This is a genomic window from Amycolatopsis sp. BJA-103 (assembly GCF_002849735.1).
Taxonomy (GTDB): domain Bacteria; phylum Actinomycetota; class Actinomycetes; order Mycobacteriales; family Pseudonocardiaceae; genus Amycolatopsis.
Genome location: NZ_CP017780.1, coordinates 8,720,588 through 8,736,539 on the forward strand (window position 1 = coordinate 8,720,588; position 15,952 = coordinate 8,736,539).

14 protein-coding genes are annotated in these 15,952 nt (G+C 68.6%); 7 read left to right on the forward strand and 7 right to left on the reverse strand.

Annotated features, from left to right (window positions below):
* Window positions 1-6 precede the first annotated feature (6 nt).
* Both BKN51_RS39530 and purE read left to right on the forward strand, forming a co-directional pair.
* The gene (locus BKN51_RS39530) at window positions 7-1,191 is read left to right on the forward strand and encodes a 5-(carboxyamino)imidazole ribonucleotide synthase (RefSeq protein ID WP_101612419.1); all 1,185 of its coding nucleotides are present in this window, start codon (window positions 7-9) and stop codon (window positions 1,189-1,191) included.
* Window positions 1,192-1,202: 11 nt separating this feature from the next.
* Window positions 1,203-1,700: a 5-(carboxyamino)imidazole ribonucleotide mutase gene (gene purE / locus BKN51_RS39535; RefSeq protein WP_020633596.1), complete on the forward strand. Its 498-nt coding sequence runs from the start codon at window positions 1,203-1,205 to the stop codon at window positions 1,698-1,700.
* Between the two features lie 17 nt (window positions 1,701-1,717).
* Here the strand turns inward: purE and BKN51_RS39540 are convergent, their stop codons facing one another.
* Entirely contained in the window at window positions 1,718-3,367 is a 1,650-nt protein-coding gene (locus tag BKN51_RS39540) for a class I adenylate-forming enzyme family protein (RefSeq protein ID WP_101612420.1), read from the reverse strand.
* Between the two features lie 104 nt (window positions 3,368-3,471).
* Here BKN51_RS39540 and BKN51_RS39545 point away from each other — a divergent pair, with 104 nt between their 5' ends.
* Window positions 3,472-4,644 carry an acyl-CoA dehydrogenase family protein gene (locus BKN51_RS39545; protein ID WP_020633598.1) on the forward strand — a complete coding sequence of 391 codons (1,173 nt, stop codon included), beginning with the start codon at window positions 3,472-3,474 and terminating at the stop codon, window positions 4,642-4,644.
* 139 nt (window positions 4,645-4,783) lie between these two features.
* Complete coding sequence (locus BKN51_RS39550) at window positions 4,784-5,212, forward strand: hypothetical protein (protein ID WP_101612421.1); 429 nt, start codon at window positions 4,784-4,786, stop codon at window positions 5,210-5,212.
* On the opposite strand, the gene BKN51_RS39555 is transcribed toward BKN51_RS39550, so the two are convergent.
* Window positions 5,160-5,615 carry a hypothetical protein gene (locus tag BKN51_RS39555; RefSeq protein ID WP_101612422.1) on the reverse strand — a complete coding sequence of 152 codons (456 nt, stop codon included), beginning with the start codon at window positions 5,613-5,615 and terminating at the stop codon, window positions 5,160-5,162. The two genes, BKN51_RS39550 and BKN51_RS39555, sit on opposite strands and share 53 nt — an antisense overlap.
* Window positions 5,616-5,827: 212 nt before the next feature.
* Between BKN51_RS39555 and BKN51_RS39560 the strand changes: the two genes are divergently transcribed.
* The gene (locus BKN51_RS39560) at window positions 5,828-6,253 is read left to right on the forward strand and encodes a DoxX family protein (protein ID WP_101612423.1); all 426 of its coding nucleotides are present in this window, start codon (window positions 5,828-5,830) and stop codon (window positions 6,251-6,253) included.
* A 68-nt stretch (window positions 6,254-6,321) separates the two neighbouring features.
* Here the strand turns inward: BKN51_RS39560 and BKN51_RS39565 are convergent, their stop codons facing one another.
* The 3 genes from BKN51_RS39565 to BKN51_RS39575 all read right to left on the reverse strand — a co-directional run bounded on the left by BKN51_RS39565 (window position 6,322) and on the right by BKN51_RS39575 (window position 9,986).
* The gene (locus tag BKN51_RS39565) at window positions 6,322-7,029 is read right to left on the reverse strand and encodes a TIGR03089 family protein (RefSeq protein WP_101612424.1); all 708 of its coding nucleotides are present in this window, start codon (window positions 7,027-7,029) and stop codon (window positions 6,322-6,324) included.
* A 9-nt stretch (window positions 7,030-7,038) separates the two neighbouring features.
* Window positions 7,039-8,349: an LCP family protein gene (locus tag BKN51_RS39570; RefSeq protein ID WP_168214496.1), complete on the reverse strand. Its 1,311-nt coding sequence runs from the start codon at window positions 8,347-8,349 to the stop codon at window positions 7,039-7,041.
* 89 nt (window positions 8,350-8,438) lie between these two features.
* Window positions 8,439-9,986 carry an LCP family protein gene (locus BKN51_RS39575; protein ID WP_101612425.1) on the reverse strand — a complete coding sequence of 516 codons (1,548 nt, stop codon included), beginning with the start codon at window positions 9,984-9,986 and terminating at the stop codon, window positions 8,439-8,441.
* A 151-nt stretch (window positions 9,987-10,137) separates the two neighbouring features.
* On the opposite strand from BKN51_RS39575, the gene rfbB reads away from it, so the two are divergent.
* Both rfbB and rfbD read left to right on the forward strand, forming a co-directional pair.
* Entirely contained in the window at window positions 10,138-11,121 is a 984-nt protein-coding gene (gene rfbB, locus BKN51_RS39580) for a dTDP-glucose 4,6-dehydratase (protein ID WP_101612426.1), read from the forward strand.
* Between the two features lie 3 nt (window positions 11,122-11,124).
* Complete coding sequence (rfbD, locus tag BKN51_RS39585) at window positions 11,125-11,997, forward strand: dTDP-4-dehydrorhamnose reductase (RefSeq protein ID WP_101612427.1); 873 nt, start codon at window positions 11,125-11,127, stop codon at window positions 11,995-11,997.
* A 348-nt stretch (window positions 11,998-12,345) separates the two neighbouring features.
* Here rfbD and BKN51_RS39590 read toward each other — a convergent pair whose 3' ends face one another.
* Complete coding sequence (locus BKN51_RS39590; RefSeq protein WP_101612428.1) at window positions 12,346-13,434, reverse strand: glycosyltransferase family 4 protein; 1,089 nt, start codon at window positions 13,432-13,434, stop codon at window positions 12,346-12,348.
* Window positions 13,427-15,940: a glycosyltransferase gene (locus tag BKN51_RS39595; protein ID WP_101612429.1), complete on the reverse strand. Its 2,514-nt coding sequence runs from the start codon at window positions 15,938-15,940 to the stop codon at window positions 13,427-13,429. The genes BKN51_RS39590 and BKN51_RS39595 overlap by 8 nt, the downstream gene beginning before the upstream one ends.
* Window positions 15,941-15,952: the final 12 nt, after the last annotated feature.

Genomic DNA, 15,952 nt, shown 5'->3' on the forward strand with positions numbered 1-15,952 from the left:
GTCGTTATGGACAAACGAACCGGTCTTCCGATCGTGGGCATGGTGGGCGGCGGACAGCTGGCCAGGATGACCCACCAGGCGGCGATCTCCCTCGGCCAGTCCCTGCGCGTGCTGGCCGCCGGGGAGAACGAATCCGCCGGCCTCGTCGCGGGCGAGGTCGTGCACGGTCACCACACCGACCTCGAAGCGCTGCGCTCGTTCGCCGCCGGGGTCGACGTGCTGACCTTCGACCACGAGCACGTTCCCGGCGAGCACCTGCTGACGCTCGCGATGGAAGGCGTCACCATCCGGCCCGATCCGGCCGCGTTGTCGATGGCGCAGAACAAGCTCATCATGCGCGAGATGATGGCCGGACTCGAGATCCCCGGCCCCGAGTTCGCCGAAGTGTCCGCTGTGGACGACGTGATCACCTTCGGGGACAAGCACTCCTGGCCGGTGGTGCTCAAGGCGGCGCAGGGCGGGTACGACGGCCGGGGCGTCTGGATGCTCGACACCGCGCAGCAGGCGCGCGAGACCGTCCCCGAGCTCCTCGACGCCGGAACCCCCTTGCTGGTCGAGGAAAAGGTCGTCATGCGGCGCGAACTGTCCGCGCTGGTGGCCCGGTCCCCGTTCGGACAGGGCGCGGCGTGGCCGGTGGTGGAGACCGTGCAGTCCGGCGGGATCAACACCGAGGTGCTCGCCCCGGCGCCGGGGCTCAGCGTCGCGCGCACGCAGGAGGCGCAGGACCTCGCGCTGCGGATCGCCGCGACGCTGAACGTGACCGGGCTGCTCGCCGTCGAGTTGTTCGAGACCGACGAGGGCCTGCTGGTCAACGAACTCGCCATGCGCCCGCACAACTCGGGACACTGGACGCAGGACGGCTCGCGGACTTCGCAGTTCGAGCAGCATCTCCGCGCCGTGCTCGACTACCCGCTCGGGATGACCGATCTGGTCGCTCCGGCCTGCGTGATGGCGAACGTCCTCGGCGCCCCCGAGACGCCCGAGATGGGCCCGGACGAACGCCTGCACCACCTGTTCGCGCGGTACCCGGACATCCGCGTTCACCTGTACGGCAAGGGAGAACGTCCCGGCCGCAAACTCGGCCACGTCAACTTCGTCGGCGAACGCATGGAGGAGCTGCGCGACCGCGCGCTGCTGTCCGCGCATTGGCTTTCCCACGCCGTCTGGCTCGACGGCTACGAGATCCACTAGGAGTAATGAGTATGTCGCCGCAGGTTGGCCTGATCATGGGCAGCGACTCGGACTGGCCGACGATGGAAGCGGCCGGACAGGCGCTGGCCGAGTTCGGCATCGAGTACGAGGTCGGCGTCTACTCGGCGCACCGCACCCCGCAGCGGATGCTCGACTACGCGACGTCGGCCGCTTCGCGCGGCGTGCGCGTGATCATCGCGGGTGCCGGGGGTGCCGCGCATCTGCCGGGCATGGTCGCTTCGGCGACGGTGCTGCCGGTGATCGGGGTGCCGGTGCCGCTGAAGTACCTCGACGGCATGGACTCGCTGCTCTCGATCGTGCAGATGCCCGCCGGGGTCCCGGTCGCGACGGTTTCCGTCGGCGGGGCACGGAACGCGGGCCTGCTCGCGGTCCGCATCCTCGCCGCGTCCGACGAGGGGCTGCAGGCGAAGATGGCGCGGTTCCAGGCGGATCTCGAGCAGCTGGTGCTCGACAAGGACGCGGCCCTGCGCAAACGCGTCGAAGGCTGACCGCGTTTCGCTTGGCGTCAGTCGGCGAGTTGCTTCCGCAGCTCTCGTTTGAGCACCTTCCCGGCGGCCGAAACCGGGATCTGGTCGACGAAGTGGATCGCACGCAGCCGTTTGTAGGGCAGGACGCGGGCGCCGACGGCCTCCAGGAGCTGCTCCGCGGTGACGTTTTCGTCGTCGCGGACCACGAACGCGACCGGCAGCTCGCCGACCTCGGTGTCCGGCTTCCCGACGACGGCCGCCGCGGAGACACCGGGCAGGGTGATCAGCAGCTCCTCCAGCTCGCGCGGGAAGACGTTGTATCCCTTGTAGAGCAGCATGTCCTTCTTGCGGTCCACAATGGACAGGTAGCCGTCCTCGTCGAGGATGCCGATGTCGCCGGTGTGCAGCCAGCCATCGACGAGCGCGGCCTCGGTCTCCTCGGGGCGGTTGAGATAGCCGGCCATCACCTGCGGGCCACGCAGGCACACCTCGCCGCGTTCCCCGGCGGGCAAGGGATCCTCGCCGCCTTCGGCCGGGACGATCTTGATCTCGGTGTCGGGGATGGGCAGGCCGACCGAGCCGACCTTGCGGACGGCCGAGCGATAGGACGGCGCGATGACGGCGCCCATGGTGACCTCGGTGAGGCCGTAGCCCTCGATGACGAGCACGCCGGGGAAGCGGTTCTGCAGGGCGCGGATCATCTCGTGGTTCATCGGCGCCGCCCCGGAACCGATGGTCAGTACCGAAGACAGGTCGGCTGTGTGAAACTCGGGGCAGGCGAGCAACGCGGCGAACAGCGCGGGCGCGCCGCCGATGGTGGTGACCCGCAGCATCTCGGCGTCGGCCACGTACGCGGCCGGGTCGAAGCGGTCGTGCAGGACGATGGTGCCGCCGTCGAGCAGCGGGACGTTGAGCGCGGCGATGGTGCCCATGGCGTGGAACCACGGTGTCAGGTTGAGCGCGATGCCGGTGCCGATCCGGGACGGCCACTCCTCCGGACCGCCGAGCTGCTCGACGATCACCTCGCCCGCGTCGTCGACAGCGGGGATCGCACCCAGCCGCCAGCAGGAACTCTGCAGGCTGTTGACCACGACGTTCCGGTGCGGCAGGCGGACCCCCTTCGAGCGTCCGGTGGTGCCGCCCGTGTACGCCAGATGGGCGAGATCGCGGTAGATGTCGATCTCCACGTCCGGTCGCTCGTCGGAGTGACCGGAGTGGAACGCCGTGAACTCGACCTCTCCCTGGCCCAGGGCTTCGGGCGGGTGAACGACGATGCTCAGCCGGACCGAGGTCCGGTCACGGACCGAAGCGAGCACCCGCGCGACCGGACCGACGGTGACGGCGGCGACCGCCCCGGCGTCGGCCAGCTGGAAGGCGAGATCCTCGGGCGGGAGCAGGGGGTTCGCCGGGCTGAAGGTGGCCCCCGCGAGCAGCGTCCCGTAGTACGCGACCGGGTACGCCAGGCAGTTCGGCAGGTGGAGTGCGACGACGTCGCCCCGTCCGATGCCCTCGGCACGCAGGGCGTTCGCGAACCGGCAGGCCGCGCTGTACGTCTCGGCGAAGGTGAGGCTCCGCTCTCCGTGGGCGAAGGCCGTGCGGGCGCCCCAGCGGGCAGCGGCGCCTGCCAGCACCGAGCCGACCGGGACCTCGGGGTAGTCGAGCGACCGGGGGAACGGGGTGAGCTGCATCACTCGAACGTACGGACTTTGCGGTCAAAGACACAAGCGCTCGCGATGTCGCACAATGTGAACGAGCGCTAACATCGGTCGAACTCTCATTCGCGTTAGAAGAGGTGACAAAGGTGTCTGACGGCCCGGGTCTGTACCAGCTTGCCGAGGAGCACGAAGAGCTGCGGGCCGCGGTCCGTGCCTTGGCGGAAAAGGAAATCGAGCCGTACGCGGCCGAGGTCGACGAGGACGAGCGCTACCCGATCGAGGCGTACAACGCGCTGGTCAAGTCGGGTTTCAACGCCGTCCACATCGAAGAGGCCTACGACGGCCAGGGCGCGGACGCCATCGCCGCCTGCATCGTGATCGAAGAGGTCGCGCGTGTCGACGCGTCGGCGTCGCTGATCCCGGCGGTGAACAAGCTGGGCACCGTGCCGATCATCCTTTCGGCGTCGGAAGACCTCAAGAAGCTGGTGCTGCCGTCGATCGCCTCGGGCGAGACCTCGGCGTCGTACGCGCTTTCGGAGCGCGAAGCCGGCTCGGACACCGCCTCGATGCGCACCCGCGCGAAGCTCGACGGCGACCACTGGGTGCTGAACGGCACCAAGTGCTGGATCACCAACGCGGGTGAATCCTCCTGGTACACCGTGATGGCCGTGACCGACCCCAACGCCGAGAAGAAGGCCAACGGCATCTCCGCGTTCGTCGTGCACAAGGACGACCCCGGCTTCACCGTCGGCTCGAAGGAGCGGAAGCTCGGCATCAAGGGTTCGCCGACCCGCGAGATCCACTTCGAGAACTGCACCATCCCGGCCGACCGCATCATCGGCGAGCCCGGCACCGGCCTGAAGACCGCGCTGCGCACCCTCGACCACACCCGCCCGACCATCGGCGCGCAGGCACTGGGCATCGCGCAGGGCGCCCTCGACGCGTCGATCGCGTACGTCAAGGAGCGCAAGCAGTTCGGCAAGTCGATCTCGGAGTTCCAGGGCGTCCAGTTCATGCTGGCCGACATGGGCATCAAGATCGAGGCCGCCCGGAACCTCGTCTACGCCTCCGCCGCGGCGACCGAACGTGGCGACAAGCGCGGCGGTTACATGGCCGCGGCGGCGAAGGCCTACGCGTCGGACATCGCGATGTCGGTGACGACGGACGCCGTGCAGCTCTTCGGTGGCGCGGGCTACACGCGCGACTTCCCGGTGGAGCGCATGATGCGCGACGCGAAGATCACGCAGATCTACGAAGGCACCAACCAGATCCAGCGCATGGTCATGGCACGCGCCCTGCTCAAGGGCTGATCACCTTTAGCGTTTAGTCCTCTAGTTGCGGTAGTTGCGCGTGCAAGGACCGCAACTAGAGGACGAAACGCGGGTGTGGGCCGGTGAGATGCTTCACGGAAGTACGGCGATCATGGGCCGACGGTGTCACTCTCGAAGGATGTTCTGGTCCGCACCGGTGTCGTGGACACCGCACGACGAGGCCGAGCTGATCGCCGGCTGGCGGTTGTGGCTCGAGCTCGGGGATCGCACGTGGCCGTCGGCCTCGTGGGACGGGACGGCGGCCGACGTCGTCAAACCGCTGCGCGAGCTGGTCGCGGCCTGCGACGAGATCGAGACGGGCTACCGCAAGGCCGTCGAGGAGCCCTCCGACGAGTTCATCCGGATCATCCAGTTCCTCGTGTGGACCGTCAGCACGGTGATCGAGCTGTGGGCCGACGACGAGGTCCCGCTCGACGCCGAGCGGATCGCGTTGCTGCACGCGGATCTGGCCGGTTTCGCCGAGCAGGCCGAGCGGGTGCTCGCGGTGCTGGCCGTCAGCGGGGGTTGGACGGGTCTGGCCGCGGAGCATCGGCGGACGGATCGCTGAGCGATTCCGGTTTCTCGGCCCACGCGAACCGCGAGCCCGCGAGGTGGTCGTCCAGCGGACGGTCCAGCGAGAGCAGGGTCACCGGGCTGCCGAATGGGTCCTCGCCCGGCGTGATCTCATAGCCGACCTCGACCACGGACTCTTCCTTCTCGTCGGACTCGACGTCGTGCCGGGTGACGCCGTCGTCGATCGACCACGTACCGCCGAGGGTGCGGTGGAACTTCAAAGCCAGTTTGCCGGGGGTGAACGCCGCCCACGTGTAGCGCGACACGGTGAACTCGGTGCTCCAGCTCGACCAGTAGAGCCATCCGGAGCCGTCGCCGCGGAACGCCAGTTCGGCGGACTCGACATCGCTCGGATACAGCATGCGGTCCGACCAGAGGCCGATCAGACGTTCATCCATCACCCAGGAGATTGTGCCCGTCGCGCGTTCGGGGCGACGGCGCCGTACGGGGGAATAACCTCCGCGACCTTCCACAGAGGACATGCCGCCGACCGTGTCCGGTTCCTGTCGGGTACCTGTCGATCACGCTCCGGAGGTGCCGCCGGAGGCGTTCGGTGCCCTACCGTGATCCGGGTAAGTTGAATATTCACCGACCAGAAAGCTGATACCCGATGTTCGCTCGTTTCAAGGATGTCGCCCTCCTGCTGGGCCGGATCGGTGTCGGTGTGGTCTTCCTCGCACACGGCCTGCAGAAGTGGGAAAACGGGATCGACGGCACCGCGAAGTTCTTCGAGCAGACAGGCATCCCGCTGCCGACGCTCGCGGCGATCTTCGCGATCGCGGTGGAGATCGTCGGAGCCATCTTGTTCATCGTCGGTTTCCTGACGCCGCTGGTGGGTCTCGGCTTCGTCGTGGTCTCCGTCGGTGCTCTGCTCTCGGTGCACCTCGACAACGGCCTAACCGGTCAGGGCGGTTACGAACTCGTCCTCATCCTGGCGGTGGCCGGGCTCGCTCTCGGCTTCAACGCCGGAAAACTGTCGCTCGACCACGTGCTCTTCGGACGCAAGCGTGAGGCGAAGCAGCTTCAGGACGCCTGACCTCTCGCGCACGCAATGAAGGGGACTTTCCTTGCGAAATTTGCAAGGAAAGTCCCCTTCATTGCAGCTCAGGAGGGAAGATCCGCCGTCGTCCGCTCGGCTTCGCGCCGGGAAGCGAGTTTGGCCGGATCCGCGTCGGTGACCTGGACCAGGTGCGCACCGGCCGCGAGCGGCGTCAGGAAGCCCGAGAGAATCCCTTCCTCGCCCGCCCACTCCACAGTGGACAGAACGCGGTCGTCGGCCGACAGTCCCAGGCCGGAGGCGCGGGAACGGGCTTCGGCGAGCACTTCATCCACTGTGGACGAACCCAGCGCCGGAGTGTCGCCGGGAATGGGGGACAGTGGGCTGAACTGGTCACCCGAAAGCCTGGCCTCGGTCAGGTAGTCCAGGGCGCCGTCGGGTACGGAGCCGGCGGGCAGTCCGAGACCCATCGGGTGCAGCGAGACGACGGCCGTCGCGGCCGCGCCGGACTCGCCGCCCGGGACGACGAACGCCACCCGCGCGCCCGCGGTCTCCGTCACCACCCTGGCGCCGCACCACCACGCGCCCAGCAGGACACCGGCGGTCTGCCAATGCGACGGCAGCACCACGGCGACCTCGTCGCCCGGTTCGACGTCGAACTCGTCGACCAGCCAGTTCGCCGTTTTGGCGGCCCAGTTCACCGTGGTCGCCACGGACAGTTCGACGCGGCTGCCCTGCTTGTCGTCGTAGTGCGTGATCAGCGGTTTCGCGGGCGACCCGAGCACGGGCCGCAGCAGCAGTTCGGTGAGGCTCACGCCTCCACGCTAGTTCACGCAGGGAACGCTCGACGCGGCGAGAGCCGCACCGGGGGCGCTGCCTCCACCGCCGCGGCCCACCAGCCCGGACACGAAGGTCCGCACGGCGGCGGGGTCGATCTCGACGATGCTCTGCCCGTCCGCGCTGCGGCCGTTGATGTTGATCACCGGGATGGTCGTGAACGTCAGGTCGCCCGACGCGATCCCCTTCGCCTGCTGCGCGAACTCCAGCAGGTCCAGTCCTTCGTCCAGGACGATCGATCGGCGCACGACGTCCATCAGGCCGCTCATCGTCGACGGGCTGGTCAGTGTGCCCGCCGAGAGCACCTGGTTCAGCGCCGAGGACAGGAAGGTCTGCTGCCGCACGATGCGGTCGAGGTCGCCGCGCGGCAGGTTCTTCCGTTGCCGCACGAAGGAAAGCGCCTCGCCGCCCGAGACGGTCTGTTCACCGCGCCGGAAGTTCGCGCCGGAGTCCTTGTCCTCGGTCGAGTGGTTCAGGCAGACCTTGACACCGCCCAGCGCCTCGGTCAGCAGGTAGAACCCGAGCAGGTTGACCTCGGCGTAGTGGTCGATGCGGATCTGCGTCAGGTCCTGAACGGTCTGGACCAGTGCCTTGCGGCCTTCCTGGTCGGAATCGCGTTCGAGTTTCGCCTGGTCGGGCTCGCCGCGGTGCGCGTTGGCGTAGTTGGCCTTCGCGACCCCGTACGCCGAATTGACCTTGTTCGGCCCGCGGCCGGGGATGTCGGTCCACGTGTCGCGCGGGATCGAGACGCCGGACGGCTTCGCGCCGTTCTTCGGGATGCGCAGGATGATGATGGTGTCGGTGTTGACGCCCGGCTTCTCTTCGGTGCGCAGTTCCTTGAGGACCTTGAGCGGCAGCGGATTGCCCTGCGCGTCGGTGCGGGCGTCGCTGCCGACCAGGAGGATGTCGTTCGCGCCGTCGTCTGCGGGTGGCGCGGCGGGGTCGTCCGGCTTGCTCAGCGCGTTCGTCGTGGGGACGTTGTTCTGCAGCTGGTCCTTGGTGACGTAGGCGTAGCCCGTCGTGCCGAGGGCGAGCAGCGAGACGAGGCCGACCGCGATCCGGCGGGTGACCCGGCCGGCGCGGCGCAGCGGGCGTTCGGGCACGGCGAGCACACCCGAGACCGCTTCGTCCTCGGGCGGGACGGACGGCTGGGGGAGTGGGTTCCGCGGGTACGGCGTCGGGACGAACCGGGACTTTTCGTCACTCTCGGTGTCCGAAGCGGTGTCGTCTTCCGGCTCCGATTCCTCGGTGTCCAAATGCTCAAAATGTTCATCGAGGTCCTTGTCCTCGCTGCCCATCCCTGTTCACCTCCCCTGGCGCTGCCTCTGGTCCGATCGTAGGAGAAGGCTAGGCCACCGGTAGGGCGGCCACGCTGAGTACCCGGACATTAATTGACGCAGGGCACATTGCCCGCGACGATCGGCGTCGTGGTGGGCGCCGCCGGAGCGCTGGAGGGCGGCTGAGCCGGCTGCGAGGGGGGCGACGTCTTCGACGGGGCCGTGGTCGCGCCGCCAGGGCCGGCGGAAGCGCCCTTGAAGTCCTTGCCGAGCAGGACCCGCACCTTGCCGGGGGCGACGTCGCGATCCGCTTCGGTCTGGATCGTGGTGCCGAAGACCTGCTTGATCAGGGTCAGCGCGTCTTCGTCGCCCGGCGCGTAGCGGACGACCGTGGAGTTGCGGGTGCTGAGCTTGCTGTCGGGCGCCAGTTTGAAACCCTTGCCCTGCAAGAGGTTCCGTGTCTCGGTGGCCAGGGCGGGGGAGCCGGAACCGTCGAACAGTTCGACGGTCACCGCTTCCGCGCCCGGCAGCTTGGCCGGGGTCTCGGTGGGCGCGGTCTGCCCGTCGGAGGTCAGGCGGGTGACCTCGGCCTGCACCTGCGCCGGGTCCACCCGGAGCACGGCGGCGCCGCCGATGTTCGCGTCGCCCTGGGTCGGGATCGTGTGGAACTCGACGTTGCCGCTGGTCAGCCCGCGCATCTGGGCGGCGAACTCCGGCAGGTCCCAGCCCGCCGACAGCACGACCGACTTCTTGACGGCGGCGATCAGGTCCGAGATCTTCGCCGGGTTGATCAGGACGTCGGAGGAGAGGACCTTGTTCGCCAGCCCGGACAGGAAGGCCTGCTGCCGCGCGATCCGGTCCAGGTCGCCATTCTGCAGGTCGTACCGCTGACGGACGAACGCGAGCGCCTGGACGCCCTCGACGGACTGCCGTCCGGCGGGCAGGTCGACGCCGGACTTCTTCTCCTTGACCGGGCCGTTGAGGCAGACCTCGACGCCGCCGATCGCCTTGGTGATCTCGTAGAAGCTCGACAGGTTGACCTCGGCGTACCGGTCGATCATCTTCGGCTTGCCGATGAACTTCTCGAGCGTCGCGATCAGGTTCTTGCGGCCGGCGTCCTTGGCCTTGGCGTCGACGTCCTTGAGGTTCGAGTTGCCCTGCTGCTGCAGCGTCTTCGACGTGTCGTTGTAGGCGTACACGTACGCACTGTTGAGCTTGTGCTTGCCGAAACCGCCGGTGATCTCGACCCACGAGTCGCGGGGGAAGGAGATCGCGACCGCCTTCTTACCGTTCTGGGGGATGTGCACCAGGATCATCGTGTCGGTCTGGCGCTCGCCGTCGGAGATGCCGGCGTGCAGCATGTCGAGGACCTCGCGCGGCAGCGGGTTGCCCTGCGCGTCGGTGCGGCTGTCCTGGCCGACGAGGAGGATGTCGATCGCGCCGTCCAGCGGTTTCGCGGGCGGATGGCCGTTGTCCTCGAAGATGTTCGTGGTGGCGAAGCCCTGCGACGGGTCGCCGATGAACTGCCAGCCCCACCAGGTCAGCGCCAGGATCGTGATCGAGACCAGACTGAACACGACCTTCACCCCACGGCGGGCGAACACCACGACGCCGCCGCCACGGCGCGCCGCGATGGGTGGCCCGGGCCACTCGGTCACGTGCGGTCCTCCACGAATCTCCCCAGGGCACACTCGTGCCTCGCCGGTAACTCTACTGATCCTCGTGTTAGACGTCCGTAGGCTGGTGAAAGGTTGCCCCGGTCGTGACACACTCGGCTGGTCCGGGAAGTCGTAAAAGGAGGATCACGGGATGCGGGTGCTGGTCACCGGAGGTGCCGGTTTCATCGGTTCGCATTACGTCCGGCAGGTGCTGACGGGTGCGTATCCCAGCCTTGCCGACGCCGAAGTGGTCGTGCTCGACAAGCTGACTTACGCGGGCAACGAAGCGAACCTGGAGCCGGTGAGCAAGAGCTCGCGCTACCGCTTCGAAAAGGGCGACATCTGCGACGCCACCCTGGTCAGCGAGCTGATGCGGGGCATCGACCTGGTCGTGCATTTCGCCGCGGAGTCCCATGTGGACCGTTCGATCGCCGGGGCCGCCGACTTCGTGCTGACCAACGTGCTCGGCACGCAGACCCTGTTGCAGGCCGCGCTCGAGGCCGAGGTCGGGAAGTTCGTCCACGTCTCCACCGACGAGGTCTACGGCTCGATCGACGAGGGATCCTGGGCCGAAGACCACGCGCTGGAGCCGAATTCGCCGTATTCGGCGTCGAAGGCGTCCTCGGATCTGTTGGCACGTTCCTTCTTCCGCACCCACGGACTGCCCGTCTGTGTCACGAGGTGCTCGAACAACTACGGTCCGTACCAATTCCCGGAGAAGGTCATCCCCCTCTTCGTGACCAACCTGCTCGACGGCAAGAAGGTCCCGCTCTACGGTGATGGGCTGAACGTGCGTGACTGGCTGCACGTGGACGATCACTGCCGCGGCATCCAGCTCGTCGCCGACGGCGGCAGGCCGGGCGAGGTCTACAACATCGGCGGCGGCACGGAACTGACCAACCGCGAGCTGACCGAGCTGCTGCTGTCCGCCGTCGGAGCCGGCTGGGAGAGCGTCGAGCCGGTCGAGGACCGCAAGGGGCACGATCGCCGGTACTCGGTCGACATCACCAAGATTTCGCAGGAACTCGGCTACGCACCGCAGAAGTCCTTTGAGGACGGTCTGGCCGACACGGTCGCCTGGTACAGCGGAAATCGGCCGTGGTGGGAGTCGCTGAAGAACCGTGCGGGGGCGTGACGGGTGCTGAGTGTTCTCGTACCGGGCGGATCCGGTCAGCTGGGACAGGACATCGCGGCGCTGGTGCCCGATGCCCTGACACCGTCCTCGTCCGAGTTGAACGTGCGCGACACCGGCCAGGTCATCGCCGCGGTGACCGCACTGGCGGACCGGGCACGGGCCACCGGGACGTCGCCGGTGGTGATCAACGCGGCGGCCTACACCGCGGTGGACGCGGCGGAAACCGATGAGGAGCGGGCGTTCGCGGTGAACGCCGACGGCCCCCGGGTGCTCGCCGCGGCGTGCTCGTCGCGCGGGGTGCCGCTCATCCACGTATCGACGGACTACGTCTTCGCGGGCGACGCGACTTCGCCGTACGAGACCGATGATCTGCTGGGGCCGCTCAACGCGTACGGCCGGACGAAGGCGGCCGGTGAGGACGCGGTTCTCGGATCGGGGGCCCGGTCCTGGATCGTGCGGACGTCCTGGGTGTATGGCAAGACCGGGTCGAACTTCGTGAAGACCATGGCGCGCTTGGAGAAAGAGCGCGAAGAACTGTCCGTTGTGGATGATCAGACCGGCGCGCCGACCTGGTCCCGCGATCTCGCCGCCGGGCTGCTGGAACTGGCCGGTCGCGTGGCCGCCGGCGAGGGGCCGTCGCAGCGGGTGCTGCATTGCACGGGTGGCGGGTCGACGACGTGGTGCGGGTTCGCGCGGGCGATCTTCGCGGAACTCGGCGCGGATCCGGCGCGCGTGAAGCCCTGTACGACTGCGGAGTTCCCGCGTCCGGCGGCGCGTCCGGCGTACGGGGTGCTGTCGAACGCTTCATGGCGCGAAGCCGGTCTCACGCCGCTTCGGGACTGGCATGACGCGCTGAAGGCCTACTTCGCTTCCTGACCCCTCACGCGTTTCGTCCTCTAGTTGCGGTGCTTGCGCGTACAACTACCGCAACTAGAGGACCAATTGCGGCATTGGAGCCTGGGCCACTGGCTGGTGAGCGGGTGAAGTGCTACCCAGGGTGTGTGGAAATAGGGACAGTGAGCGTCCCGGTTTCCACACACCCCTCACGTCTCCGGCGGACCGGTCACGCGAGGACTGTGTGGATTTCTGGTCATCTAACGTCCCAAAATCCACACAGTCGGCGTCAGAGGTCCGGCGTCGCGCAGACCTCTCACGCGTTTAGTCCTCTAGTTGCGGTGCTTGCGCGTACAACTACCGCAACTAGAGGACGAAACGCGGCGGGAGTCAGTGCGTGGTGCTGGCCTTGCGGTAGGCGGCGACGGTGAGTTCGGCGCACGCGCGCCAGGTGAAGTTCGCGACGTGGGCGCGGCGCGCGGCCGAGGTGGCGACGGCGTGCGGGTCGCTGACGGCGATCCGCAGTGCCTCCACGAGCCCGTCGACGTCCTCGTAGGGGACCAGGCTCGCGCAGTTCCCGGCGACTTCGCGCAGCGCCGGGATGTCCGTGCACACCACGGGCACGTCCGACGCCATCGCTTCCAGCACCGGGAGCCCGAAACCCTCGTCGCGCGACGGCAGCACCAGCGCGCTGGCCCCGGCGACGACCCGCCGCAGGTTCACGTCCGACAGGTAGCCGACGTGCCGCGAACGGTCGCCCACGGAGAACTTGCCGGGGCCGACGAACACCAGTTCCGGCAGGTCCGGCGCGGCCTCGTGGGCCTGCTGAAGCCAGTGCAGGCCCTTGCGGGGGCCGGGGGCACCGGCGAAGAGCAGGTACTTGTCCGGCAGGCCGAGTTCCTTGCGGCGTTCCTTGTCCGGCGGGCGCGCGGTGAACCAGGCCGGGTTCACCCCGAGCGGGGTGACCACGATCTTGCGGCGGTCCACGTCGAGCTGTTCGGCGACCTGGTCGGCGACGGCGTTCGTGGGCGTGCAGATCACGTCGGAGAGCCGGGCACCCCGGCGGACCAGTTGCGGGAGCTCGTGATCGCTCGGCGCGAGTTCCTCGGGAGCGTCCAAAAAGGCCAGATCGTGGATCGTCACCACACCCGCCGCGCGGAACCGGCCTGGCAGCACGAAGTTGGTGCCGTGCACGACGTCCGTCGGCCCGGCGAACAGTTCCACCGGCGGTAGCTGCGACCGCAGCCACGTCTTGCGCAGCAACCGTGCGGACACCGGCATCCCGCGGGCCCGGACGCCGTGCGGGAGCACGTGCCGCAGCCGTCGCCAGCCGCGCAAGGTGAACGCCACCGCGCGAGTGTCCACTTCGGACATCGAAGCGAGCTCTTCGGACAGTGCGACCGTGTACCGGCCGATACCGGTCCTGGCACCGAGAAGCGGGGTCCCGTCGAGCAGGACGCGCAAGGGGCGATCAGCCACGGCCGAGCCTCTGCTTGGCGACCTTGAGCACCCGGCCGCCGACGCGCCGCACGAGTTCCTTCGGGCCGCCGTCGGCGAGGTACTCGCGGATCAGGTCGGCGTCGCGGCGCAGCATTTCCTTGCCCCGCACCGGCGCGGTGACCACGAGGTCCGCCGAACCGGGCAGCCGGTCCGCGGCGGGCCGCGGGTTCCGGCAGAACTCCACCAGCGGTTTCAGCGCTTCCGGCCAGGCGTAGCGCTGGGCGACGGCGGCCATCCGCTCGACGCAGCCCGCCGCGAACTCCTCGTCGTACAACGCCTTTTCCAGCGCGTCGGCCAGCGCGTCCACGTCCTCGGCCGGGACGACGACGCCGAGCCGTTCCTCACGGACCAGATCGGCGAACGAGTCGCCGTCGGTGGTGACGATCGGCAGGCCCGCCCACAGGTAGTCCAGCACCCGGGTGCGGAACGCGAACGTCGTCTCGACGTGTTCGTAATGCGTGGTGACGCCGCAGTTCGCGTCCAGCAGCCAGTTCTGGCGATCCTCGTACGGCACCCACTGCTGGTTGAAGAACACGTGCTTGCCGGTGAGCCCGAGCGTTTCGGACAGCAGCATCGTGCGCGCGCCGATGTCCATCTCGGTGACCTCGGGGTTGGGATGCTTCATCCCGAGGAACACCAGGCGGACGTCACCGCGGCGCTGCCGCAGCCGTTCGATCGCCCGGACCAGGGTGAGCGGGTCGAACCAGCTGTAGACCCCGCCCGCCCACAGCACGACGTGATCGGTTTCCCCGATACCGTCCAAAGTGGACCGGAGGCCGGGGCCGGTGCGAACCGGCGCTTGCGGCGAGAGGCCGAACGGGACGATCGAGAGCAGCGACTGGGTGGTCGGATCGGCGTCGTACAGCCGCGGCGAGAGCCTGCCCATCGCGGCGAGGTGCCCGAGCCAGAAGTGGCGCTGCCGTTCCGACGCGCACAGGAAGAAGTCGCCGCGTTCCAGCTGCGCGTCGAGGACCTTGGTGACGCCGATGAGGTCGAGCGCGCGTTTGTCGTCGGGGACGCCCTTGCCCTGTTCGAGCAGTTCCAGGTGCATCGGGTCGTACAGGTCCGCGACCACGATCTTGTGCGCGTACTGCTTCTTGAGCGAGGGCGCGAGTTCGAGCACGTGGCCCTGCAGGACGATGATGTCGGCCCAGGCGATCGGTGCTTCCAGCTCGCGCCGGGTCGCCGCGCTGACCCGGAACGGCGCGGGCGGCGGGTCGGCGAGGGGGTTCACCGTCACCAGGTGGACGTCGTGCTCGGCGGCCAGGGTCGCGGAGATGTTCCACGCGCGGATCGCCGGGCCCGCCATCCGCTCGGTGATCGCGTCGCCGGTGATCACCAGTACCTTGCGGCGCTGGCCGAAGATCGCGTCGATGCCGAACGTCTCGACCAGGATGTCGTGCGCGGCGAGATAGCGCGGCAGCGGATACGCGGGCTCCAAGGCCTTGCGCAGCAAGGGAAGCAGATCGGCGTCGGTGCGGACGCGGGCGGCCTGCTCGGCCGCGCGGGATTCGGCGAGCGACGGCAGCAACTCGACGAACTGGTCGATCGCCAGCACGCCGGCCAACGTCGTCCGCGGCACCTCGACCGGGCCGGTTTCGGCCGGGCCGACGCCCCGGGCGAGATCGAACTGAGTGGCGTCGAGGTCTCCGCGCGCCGTCGCCCGGCGGACGGCCAGCGCCAGTGCGGCGGGCAGCGCGCGCGAGAGGGTCTCGTCGGAGAGGTTCTTGTACAGCGCCGCCAAAGCGTTGCGCTCCAGCAGGAACGTCTCGCGACCCGAATCGGGTGCGTCCACTGTGGACATCGTGGCGTGGTGCTTGTGATAGGTCAGCGACTCCGGCACGTACCGCACGCGCCAGCCGCGCAGGTTCAGCCGCCAGCCGAGGTCGACGTCCTCGTAAAACATGAAGAACCGCTCGTCGAACCCGCCGAGTTCGGCGAACACCCCGGCGCGGACGAACATCGCCGAACCGGTCGCGAACAGGACGTCCTTCGCGATCTCGTGCTCGGCGGCGGGGACGTCGGCCAGCGGGCTGCCCGCGTGGCGTTTGTAGCCCATGCCGAACCAGGTCAGGCCCGCGTCGACGAAGTCGGTGCCGGTGCCGTCCCAGTCGAGGACCTTGCTGGCCACCGCGGCGACCGTCGGCTGCGCGCGCAGTTCGGCGACGGCCGCGCCGACCCAGCCGGGCGCCGGGCGGGCGTCGTTGTTGAGGAAGGCGAGGACGGTGCCGGTGGCGTGCTCCGCACCGAGGTTGCAGCCGCCCGCGAAACCGGAGTTCACCGGGGACTCGACGAGCTTGACGCCCGGAGCGGCGGCCTTGATCTCGGCCACGTCGTTGCCGCCCGAGGCGTTGTCGACGCAGATGACCTCGAGGTTCGGGTAATCGTGTTCAGCGAGCGCGCGCAGGCAGGTGACGGTGTCGGCGGCTCCTCGATAGTTCACCACGACCACCGAGACGACCGGTTGCGTTTCCCCCTGCGCCAAAGTCGTGCTCCC

Coding starts and splice junctions, on each gene's coding strand:
- BKN51_RS39550 (WP_101612421.1), top strand. CDS start 4,784: ATGTTCTGGTCCGCACCGGTGTCGTGGACACCGCACGACGAGGCCGAG.
- purE (WP_020633596.1), top strand. CDS start 1,203: ATGTCGCCGCAGGTTGGCCTGATCATGGGCAGCGACTCGGACTGGCCG.
- BKN51_RS39555 (WP_101612422.1), bottom strand. CDS start 5,615: ATGGATGAACGTCTGATCGGCCTCTGGTCGGACCGCATGCTGTATCCG.
- rfbB (WP_101612426.1), top strand. CDS start 10,138: ATGCGGGTGCTGGTCACCGGAGGTGCCGGTTTCATCGGTTCGCATTAC.
- BKN51_RS39560 (WP_101612423.1), top strand. CDS start 5,828: ATGTTCGCTCGTTTCAAGGATGTCGCCCTCCTGCTGGGCCGGATCGGT.
- BKN51_RS39570 (WP_168214496.1), bottom strand. CDS start 8,349: ATGGGCAGCGAGGACAAGGACCTCGATGAACATTTTGAGCATTTGGAC.
- BKN51_RS39540 (WP_101612420.1), bottom strand. CDS start 3,367: ATGCAGCTCACCCCGTTCCCCCGGTCGCTCGACTACCCCGAGGTCCCG.
- BKN51_RS39530 (WP_101612419.1), top strand. CDS start 7: ATGGACAAACGAACCGGTCTTCCGATCGTGGGCATGGTGGGCGGCGGA.